The 7,537-nt window shown below is 71.8% G+C and carries 8 protein-coding genes and 1 tRNA gene; 4 read left to right on the forward strand and 5 right to left on the reverse strand.

Annotated features, from left to right (window positions below):
* Window positions 1-26: 26 nt before the first annotated feature.
* Both ggt and WD341_RS12950 read right to left on the reverse strand, forming a co-directional pair.
* Window positions 27-1,799: a gamma-glutamyltransferase gene (ggt, locus tag WD341_RS12945; protein ID WP_368425889.1), complete on the reverse strand. Its 1,773-nt coding sequence runs from the start codon at window positions 1,797-1,799 to the stop codon at window positions 27-29.
* A 102-nt stretch (window positions 1,800-1,901) separates the two neighbouring features.
* A complete protein-coding gene (locus WD341_RS12950; RefSeq protein ID WP_368425876.1) occupies window positions 1,902-2,369 on the reverse strand; it encodes a GNAT family N-acetyltransferase in 468 nt (155 codons plus the stop codon).
* 163 nt (window positions 2,370-2,532) lie between these two features.
* Between WD341_RS12950 and WD341_RS12955 the strand changes: the two genes are divergently transcribed.
* The 3 genes from WD341_RS12955 (at window position 2,533) to panC (ending at window position 5,126) form a co-directional block, all read left to right on the forward strand.
* Window positions 2,533-3,300 carry a cyclic nucleotide-binding domain-containing protein gene (locus WD341_RS12955; protein WP_368425877.1) on the forward strand — a complete coding sequence of 256 codons (768 nt, stop codon included), beginning with the start codon at window positions 2,533-2,535 and terminating at the stop codon, window positions 3,298-3,300.
* A 126-nt stretch (window positions 3,301-3,426) separates the two neighbouring features.
* On the forward strand, window positions 3,427-4,251 hold the full coding sequence (gene panB, locus WD341_RS12960) for a 3-methyl-2-oxobutanoate hydroxymethyltransferase (protein ID WP_368425890.1): 825 nt from the start codon (window positions 3,427-3,429) through the stop codon (window positions 4,249-4,251).
* Window positions 4,248-5,126, forward strand: a complete 879-nt coding sequence (gene panC, locus WD341_RS12965; protein WP_368425878.1) for a pantoate--beta-alanine ligase — start codon at window positions 4,248-4,250, stop codon at window positions 5,124-5,126. The genes panB and panC overlap by 4 nt, the downstream gene beginning before the upstream one ends.
* Window positions 5,127-5,140: 14 nt before the next feature.
* Here the strand turns inward: panC and gpt are convergent, their stop codons facing one another.
* The 3 genes from gpt to WD341_RS12980 form a co-directional block, all read right to left on the reverse strand.
* On the reverse strand, window positions 5,141-5,614 hold the full coding sequence (gene gpt, locus WD341_RS12970) for a xanthine phosphoribosyltransferase (RefSeq protein ID WP_368425879.1): 474 nt from the start codon (window positions 5,612-5,614) through the stop codon (window positions 5,141-5,143).
* A 99-nt stretch (window positions 5,615-5,713) separates the two neighbouring features.
* Complete coding sequence (locus WD341_RS12975; protein WP_368425880.1) at window positions 5,714-6,004, reverse strand: cupin domain-containing protein; 291 nt, start codon at window positions 6,002-6,004, stop codon at window positions 5,714-5,716.
* Between the two features lie 16 nt (window positions 6,005-6,020).
* Window positions 6,021-7,106 carry a hypothetical protein gene (locus WD341_RS12980; protein ID WP_368425881.1) on the reverse strand — a complete coding sequence of 362 codons (1,086 nt, stop codon included), beginning with the start codon at window positions 7,104-7,106 and terminating at the stop codon, window positions 6,021-6,023.
* Window positions 7,107-7,460: 354 nt separating this feature from the next.
* Between WD341_RS12980 and WD341_RS12985 the strand changes: the two genes are divergently transcribed.
* Window positions 7,461-7,537, forward strand: a tRNA-Arg gene (locus tag WD341_RS12985).

Raw genomic sequence — 7,537 nt, forward strand, 5'->3', positions numbered from 1 at the left:
CCGCTGCCGCTTCAGGCGAAGGCGGCCTACTCGGCGAGAACCACGCCTTCGCGGCGCGGGTCGGCGCCTCCGTCGTAGTCCTCACCGTCGCGGCGGATCGCATGCAGGCCGCTGGTCAGCGGCCGGATGCGGACCTCGTGGCCGCGGGCCGTGAGCTCCTCGGAGAAGGCCTCCAGCGGTGTCGTGGCCTCCAGGTCGGTCGTGCCGTTGCGGTTGACCACGTGGGGCAGGGCGACCGCCTGCTGCGCGCTGAGCTTCCAGTCGACGAGCGCGATCACGCTCTGGGCGACATAGCCGATGATCCGGCTGCCGCCCGGCGAGCCGGTCGCCGCGAAGAAGGCGCCCTCGGCGTCGAACAGGATGGTCGGTGCCATCGAGCTGCGTGGCCGCTTGCCCGGCGCCACGGCGTTGGCCACGGCGACGCCCTCGATCTCCGGGGTGAAGGCGAAGTCGGTCAGCTGGTTGTTCAGGATGAAGCCGCCGACCATCAGCCGAGAGCCGAAGGCGTTTTCGACGGAGCTGGTCATCGAGGCGACGTTGCCCGCCGCGTCGAGCACCACGAAGTGGCTGGTCGAAGGTGGCTCGAACTGAGGGGCGAGCGCGGCCTTCTGCTTGATCTCGCCCGGCACGGCGATGCCCAGGCTGCGGCTGCGCTGGACCAGAGCGGCGCGCTTGCGCAGGTAGGTCTCGTCGAGCAGCCGCTCGATCGGAACCTCGACGAAGTCGCTGTCGCCGACGTAGACGTTGCGGTCGGCGAAGGCGAGCCGCCCCGCCTCGGCGAGCAGGTGCAGCGAGTCGAGGGAGTTCGGCGTCTCCTCCTCCAGCTGGAAGTTTTCCAGGATGCCGAGCATCTGAAGCACGGCGATGCCGCCGGAGGTCGGCGGCGGCATGCCGCAGACGCGGAAGCCCCGGTAGCCGGCGCAGAGCGGCGGGCGCGCGATCGCCTCGTAGCCGGCGAGATCGGCCAGGGTCATGCGGCCGGGGTTGCCGGGCGCCGAGGTAACGGCCTCGACGATGCGCTCGGCGAGCGGGCCCTCGTAGAAGGCCTCGGCGCCGCCGGCGGCGAGCGCCTCCAGGCTGTCGGCGTAGGCCGCGTTGACCAGTCGCTCGCCCGCCTGCCGCGGGCCGCCCTCCGGCCGGTGGAAGTAGTCGCGCGTGGCCTGGAACCGGTCCAGATAGGGGTCCTCGGCGAGCATCATGGCCAGGCGCGGCGAGATCGCGAAGCCGTCGCGTGCCAGGGCGATGGCCGGCTGGAACAGGCCGGCCCAGTCCAGGCTGCCGTGCCGGCCATGGGCCAGCTCCAGCAGGCGCGGCACGCCCGGCACGCCGACCGCCAGGCCGCCGACCACGGCCTCGTAGAACTCCATGGCCGAGCCGTCCTCGCGCAGGAACTGGCCCGGCGTCGCCGCCGCCGGCGCCGTCTCGCGGCCGTCGTAGGCGTGGAGCGTGCGGCTCGCCGCGTCCCAGTAGAGCAGGAAGGCGCCGCCGCCGATGCCGGACGACTGCGGCTCGACCAGGCCGAGCGTCGCTTGGATCGCGACCGCCGCGTCCATCGCCGAGCCGCCCAGCCGCAGCATTGCCATCCCGGCCTCCGCGGCGTGCGGATTGGCCGCCGCGACCAGACCGGCCTCGAAAGGCGTGGCCTGAGTGGGGGCCGCCGGAATGGGGGCCGCCTGGGTGGGGGCGGCCTGGGTGGGTGCCGCCTGGGTGGGGGCCGGGGTGGGGGCGGGCAGGCTGGAAGCCGCGGGCGGCGTGGGCCGAAGCGTGGTCGCATCTTCGGCGGCGAGAGGCGCGCCGATGCCGGCCGGCGCAAGGGCGAGCAGCAGTACGAGCAGGCGGCGGATCATCGCGACTCCTGGCGGCGGCGGGAGCCGCCGTCCGGACAGGGCTGCCCGAATGGATCAGCCGGCGGCCAACCTCTTGCAGAGCGACATGCTGGCGACATGGTGCCCGCGCGCCTGAAGCAGCGCAACCAGCCAGCCCGGCCGCTGCTCGCCCTCGACGACCGGCAGGCAGGTGTGGATCGCCCGGCACCCGAGCCTGGCGGCCTCGGCTTCCAGCGCTTCGGCGATCAGGCCCGCGACACCCTGGCGGTCGAGCAGCTCGAAGGCCAGCAGGCGCTCGACGTCCAGGACCTTGCCCTCCACCAGGTCGGCCCGGCCGCGGTAGGCGACGAGGCCGACGATGACGCCGCTTTCGTTGGCGACCGTCAGGATGCCGCCCTCCGGCCGCGGTCCTTCGTCGCAGAGCAGCGCCCCGGCGAAGGCCGTCCAGCCCGCCAGGGTCACCTCGGCCAGGGCGCTGCGCACCAAGGGGTAGGCGAGGAAGACCCGATCGGGCGTGAGAGGCTGGATGCTGAAGTTGCGCACTCCTCAGTCTGGGACGCTGGTGGCGCGCGCGGCCTTGACCTGCGTCAATCGCACGCCGAAGTCTTCGGCACACGCATCGCTTCGTACGCGCCCCGATGTTAAGGTGCGCGCATCGGGGTTGGCATCCGGCCGGTGTCGGTACCGCGAACAAGGCGCCCAAGACATGCAGCAGCGTCACTCCCCCTTCGACATCGGACGGATCGCCGGCCTGTCGCCTGCGCAGGAGCGCGAGCGGGGCGAGGCCGGCTCGCCCTGCGGCGCCTGCTCCGTGCGCCACCTGACCTTCTGCGCGCCCCTCGGCGAGGAGGAGTTCGATCACGTCACCCGCATCGTCCAGAACGTCGAGCTGCACCCCGGCGATCCGTTGTTCGACGAGGGCGAGGAGGCGACGCACCTCTACTCGGTCACCGCCGGCGCGGTGAAGGTCTACAAGCTGCTTCCCGACGGGCGGCGCCAGATCATCGGCTTCCTGTTCGCCGGCGACTTCCTCGGCCTGGCAGCCGACGAGAGCTATGCCTACAGCGCCGAGGCGGTTACCCATGCCTCGCTCTGCCGCTTCCCCCGGCGCAAGCTGGAGGCGCTGCTCGAGCGCTTTCCGCGCATGGAGCGACGGCTGCTCGGCATGGCCAGCCACGAGCTCGCCGTCGCCCAGGAACAGATGCTGCTGCTCGGCCGCAAGACCGCGCGGGAGAAGATCGCCAGCTTCCTGCTGACGCTCGGCCAGCGCTCGGCCTATCGCGGCCAGGCGGCCAATCCGGTCTCGGTGCCGATGAGCCGCAACGACATCGGCGACTACCTGGGACTGACCACCGAGACGGTCAGCCGCACCTTCACGCAGCTGCGCCAGAGCGGGCTGATCGCCCTGCTGCCGGCCGGGCGCGTCGAGCTGCTCGAGATCGACGCCCTGCGGAGCATTGCCGAGGGCAGCTGAGCCTCGATTTCGTCCCGGGCGCGTTGCGCCCGCGCGACGCCCGCGCTAATGCTGTCTTTTCCTGCAGTGCAGCATGAGGAGGCCGTCGTGGCTCAGTACGGCGGGGGCGGCAAGCCGGCGCCCAGGATGACCCCGTGGCGGATCCGGGCCCGCAAGGGCGGCGAGCCGCTGGTTTGCCTGACGGCCTACGACCATCCGACGGCACAGCGCCTCGACCCGCTGGTCGACCTGCTGCTGGTCGGCGATTCCCTAGGCATGGTCGTCTATGGCGAGGACAGCACGCTCGGCGTGACCCTGGACATGATGGTCGCCCATGGCCGCGCCGTGGCGCGCGCCGCCGGCCACGCCTGCGTCGTCGTCGACCTGCCGTTCGGCAGCTATCAGGAATCCCGCGAGCAGGCCTTCCGCAGCGCCGCGCGGCTGCTCGCCGAGACCGGCTGCGCCGCGGTCAAGCTGGAGGGCGGGCGCGAGATGGCCGAAACGATCGCCTTCCTCGTCGAGCGCGGCATCCCGGTGATGGGGCACGTCGGCCTGAAGCCCCAGATGGTCCGCCTCCTCGGCGGCTTCCGAACCCAGGGCCGCACGCCGAGCGAGGCCGAGGGGGTGATCGAGGACACCCGTGCGGTCGACGCCGCCGGCGCCTTCTCGATCGTCGTCGAGGGCACGGTCGAGGAGGTCGCGGCCCAGGCTACCGCGGTCGCCGCCGCGCCGACCATCGGCATCGGCGCCTCGGCGTCCTGCGACGGCCAGATCCTGGTGACCCCCGACCTCGCCGGCCTGACGGTCGGCCACGTGCCGCGCTTTGCCAAGCAGTACGGGCAGCTCGGCGAGGCCTTGGAGCAGGCGGTGGCGACCTACGCCGAGGAGGTGCGCGCCCGGCGCTTTCCCGGCGAGGATCACGTCGTCCACGCCGGGAGCGCCCCCGCTCCGGACCGTACCCCGAAGCCATGAACGGAGGGTCGGAGGCCGGCCAGGCGCTGGCGATCGCCCGTGACGTCGCCGCGCTCCGTCGGCGGGTCGCCGGCTGGCGTCAGGCCGGGGAGAGCGTCGGGCTGGTGCCGACGATGGGCGCCTTGCACGAGGGGCACCTGACGCTGGTGCGCGAGGCCCGGCGGCGCTGCCGGCGCGTCGTCGCGACGATCTTCGTCAACCCCCGGCAGTTCGACCGCAAGGAGGACCTCGAGGGCTATCCCCGCAGCGAGGCAGAGGACGTGCGGCTGCTCGAGGTGGCCGGTTGCGACCTGCTGTTCGCGCCGCTCGACGTGACGGTGATGTATCCGCCCGGCTTCCTGACCAGGGTCGCGGTGGAGCGCCTGACCGCCTGTCTCGACGGGCTGCACCGGCCCGGCCATTTCGACGGCGTCACGACCATCGTCAGCAAGCTGCTGCTGCAGGCCCTGCCGGACGTCGCCTTCTTCGGCGAGAAGGACTACCAGCAGCTGACCATCGTCCGGCGCATGGCCGCGGACCTGGACATTCCCGTCGAGATCGCGCCGGTGCCGACGGTGCGCGAGGCGGACGGCCTGGCGATGGCCTCGCGCAACCGCCTGCTCAAGCCCGGCGAGCGCGTTCTGGCGCCGCTGCTCGCCCGCGTCCTGCACGAGACCGCCGAGGCCCTGGCGGTCGATCCGACCGCGGAGGCCGCGCCCTTCCTCGCCCAGGCGCGCCTGCGCCTGGGCCGCGGCGGCTTCGGCAAGATCGACTACGTGGAGCTGCGCGCCGCCGACGACCTCGGCGAGCTCAACAGCCTGGAGCGGCCGGCACGGCTCTTTGCCGCCGCCTGGCTCGGGCGCACGCGCCTGATCGACAACGTGCCGGTCGGCTGAGCGCTGACCAACACTCAGCGACGGGCGAGGGGCGCGATCTCCTGCATCTCGGCGTCCCAGGGGAACAGGATCCAGGTGTCCTGACTGACCTCGGTCACGAAGCTGTCGACCAGCGGGCGCCCCGCCGGCTTGGCATAGACCGTGGCGATGTGCGCCTTGGGCAGCAGCTCGCGGACCTTGCGGACGGTGCTGCCGGTGTCGACGAGATCGTCGACCACGACCAGGCCCTCGCCGTCGCCGGGCACGTCCTTCAGCACGGTCAGCTCGCCCTGCCGCTTGTCGTCGTAGCTGGCGATGCAGACGGTGTCGATCGTGCGGATCTCCAGCTCGCGCGCGACCACGGCCGCCGGCACCAGGCCGCCGCGGGCGATGGCGACGACCGCCTTGAAGGGCCCCTTCTCCATCAGGCGCCAAGCCAGGGCGCGGGAGTCGCGGTGCAGCTCCCACCAGGAGACGGGGAAGGTCTTGGTGAAGGGATGGTCGTTCATCGGGCCCTCATGCGCGCTCTTGTCGCCCGGACTTAGCCAAGCAGGCGCCGCGCCGCAAGGAGACGGGGCCGTTCGGGCCGCGCGAAGGCCGGTCGAGAGCTACTTGAACTCGACCTCGACGAAGACGAACTCGCCGTCGTTCGGGTTGATCACGTCGTGCTCGACGCCGGCCTGCTTGAAGTAGGAGACGCCGGGGGTAAGCTCCGAGAAGCTGGCCTTGCCCTGGGCGTCGACCAGCTTGAGGCGGCCCGGGGTCATCGGCACCACGACGTAGTCGTGGTCGTGGCGGTGCCAGCCGGTCGCCGCACCGGGCGCGAAGCGCCATTCGGTGACCCGGGTCCGCTCGTTGTCGACCTGCACCGTCGGAACGGCCTTGCCTTGCTCCGCCATGGTCCCGGCCTCGCGATCAGCGCACATAGACGTGGACTTCGCCCACCGTCGCGGGCGGGTTGGTCACCGACGACAGCGACAGGCGGTCGGCCGGCAGACCCATGTTGGTCAGGGAGCGCAGCACCTTCTCCGCATTCTGCCGGGCCGTCTGGGCCGCGAGGTTGACGCCGCCCGTCGAGCCGCTGCCCGGCGCCACCGCGACCAGGTCGAAGCCGGCGTTGGGCCGGCGCTCGAGGGCCGCGCTGACCGCCGAGAAGAGCGCCGGCTCGTAGTTGACGTTGGGGCTGTCGAAGCGGATCACGACCAGCGGCCGGGCGCGCCCGACCAGCGGCGCCGCGCCCTGGGGCGCGGCCGGGGCCGGCACGCCGTAGGCGCGGTTGGCCAGGCTGACGCCGACGTACTCGCCGTTACGGATCGCCACCGAGGTCGCCGTCAGGTTGGCCCTCTCGGTCGAGAGGTAGGCGCTCTGCCGGGCGATGTCCTCGGTGAGCTCGCTTTCCAGGCGGTCGACCAGAACCACGGTCTGGTTGGTCTCGTCCTCGAGGATCTCGAGCTGGCGATGGTCCTCGTCGACCGCGCCCGACAGCCGGAAGGTCGCCGGGATCGCCTGCAGCAGATAGGCCCCCAGGGTCGCCGAGGAATCGACCTCGCCGGCGACGCGGTTCATGTCGTTGATCGAGGCGTCGACCTGGGACAGCTCCGCCTGCGCCTTGCGCCACTGCTCGACCAGCTCCGGGTTGCCGGGGGTCGTGCCGACGGTCAGGCGGGCGTTCATCCGGCCCTTGAGCTCGTGGTAGGCGCCAGCCGACTGCCGCGCCTGGCGGCGCAGCGTCTGCAGCTGGCTGTTTTCCTCGATGATCTGGTCCTGGAGCGCCTCGAGCTGGTCGCGCAGCTCGTCGATCCGGCTGCCGACCGCCGTCCCGGTGTCGCGGCCCGGCGTCACGCCCCGCGGCACGAAGGTGCTGGTGCCGAGCGCGAGCGGGCTCTGGTCGTCGTAGGAGTCGTCGCCATACAGCGAGGGTCCCACGGCCTGGTTGCCGAAGGCGCAAGCACCGAGTGCCAGAAGCATGCCCAATGAAAGGACGCGGCTAAGACCGGTCATGTGTTCCTTCCGCCCCAACCGCCCGACTTTTGCCCCCCGCGTCGCGCGTACGCCACAATACCTTGCGAAGACCGCGGAGTCGGGCTGTCTCCCGCTTGGCGGAGACTAGCGAATGACGGGAGTCCCGACAAGGCGCATTTGCCCGGCGCATTTCGCGGACTTTTTCGATGACTCAAGGCCTTTGCGGCCGCCTCTTCAACTGCCCGGTAAGCCGGCACGGGGGGAGGGCCCGCGGGACGGTCCCGCCCGCGGGGTCGCGCCGCCCGCGCGGCGTCGAGAGCGCTTGCCTCGCCACCGGGCTTTTGCTAGACAACCGCCCTCGCGCCGCCCGGCTGGGCTCGCGACCTCTACAGGGCGCCCGTAGCTCAACTGGATAGAGCATCTGACTACGGATCAGAAGGTTGGGAGTTCGAATCTTCCCGGGCGCGCCA

Source organism: Tistlia sp. (genome assembly GCF_040905785.1).
Taxonomy (GTDB): domain Bacteria; phylum Pseudomonadota; class Alphaproteobacteria; order Kiloniellales; family DSM-21159; genus Tistlia.

What these genes read in the sequence shown, in the direction of transcription:
- WD341_RS12955 (WP_368425877.1), top strand. Translation starts at nt 2,533, where the DNA reads ATGCAGCAGCGTCACTCCCCCTTCGACATCGGACGGATCGCCGGCCTG.
- panB (WP_368425890.1), top strand. Translation starts at nt 3,427, where the DNA reads ATGACCCCGTGGCGGATCCGGGCCCGCAAGGGCGGCGAGCCGCTGGTT.
- panC (WP_368425878.1), top strand. Translation starts at nt 4,248, where the DNA reads ATGAACGGAGGGTCGGAGGCCGGCCAGGCGCTGGCGATCGCCCGTGAC.
- gpt (WP_368425879.1), bottom strand. Translation starts at nt 5,614, where the DNA reads ATGAACGACCATCCCTTCACCAAGACCTTCCCCGTCTCCTGGTGGGAG.
- WD341_RS12975 (WP_368425880.1), bottom strand. Translation starts at nt 6,004, where the DNA reads ATGGCGGAGCAAGGCAAGGCCGTTCCGACGGTGCAGGTCGACAACGAG.
- WD341_RS12980 (WP_368425881.1), bottom strand. Translation starts at nt 7,106, where the DNA reads ATGACCGGTCTTAGCCGCGTCCTTTCATTGGGCATGCTTCTGGCACTC.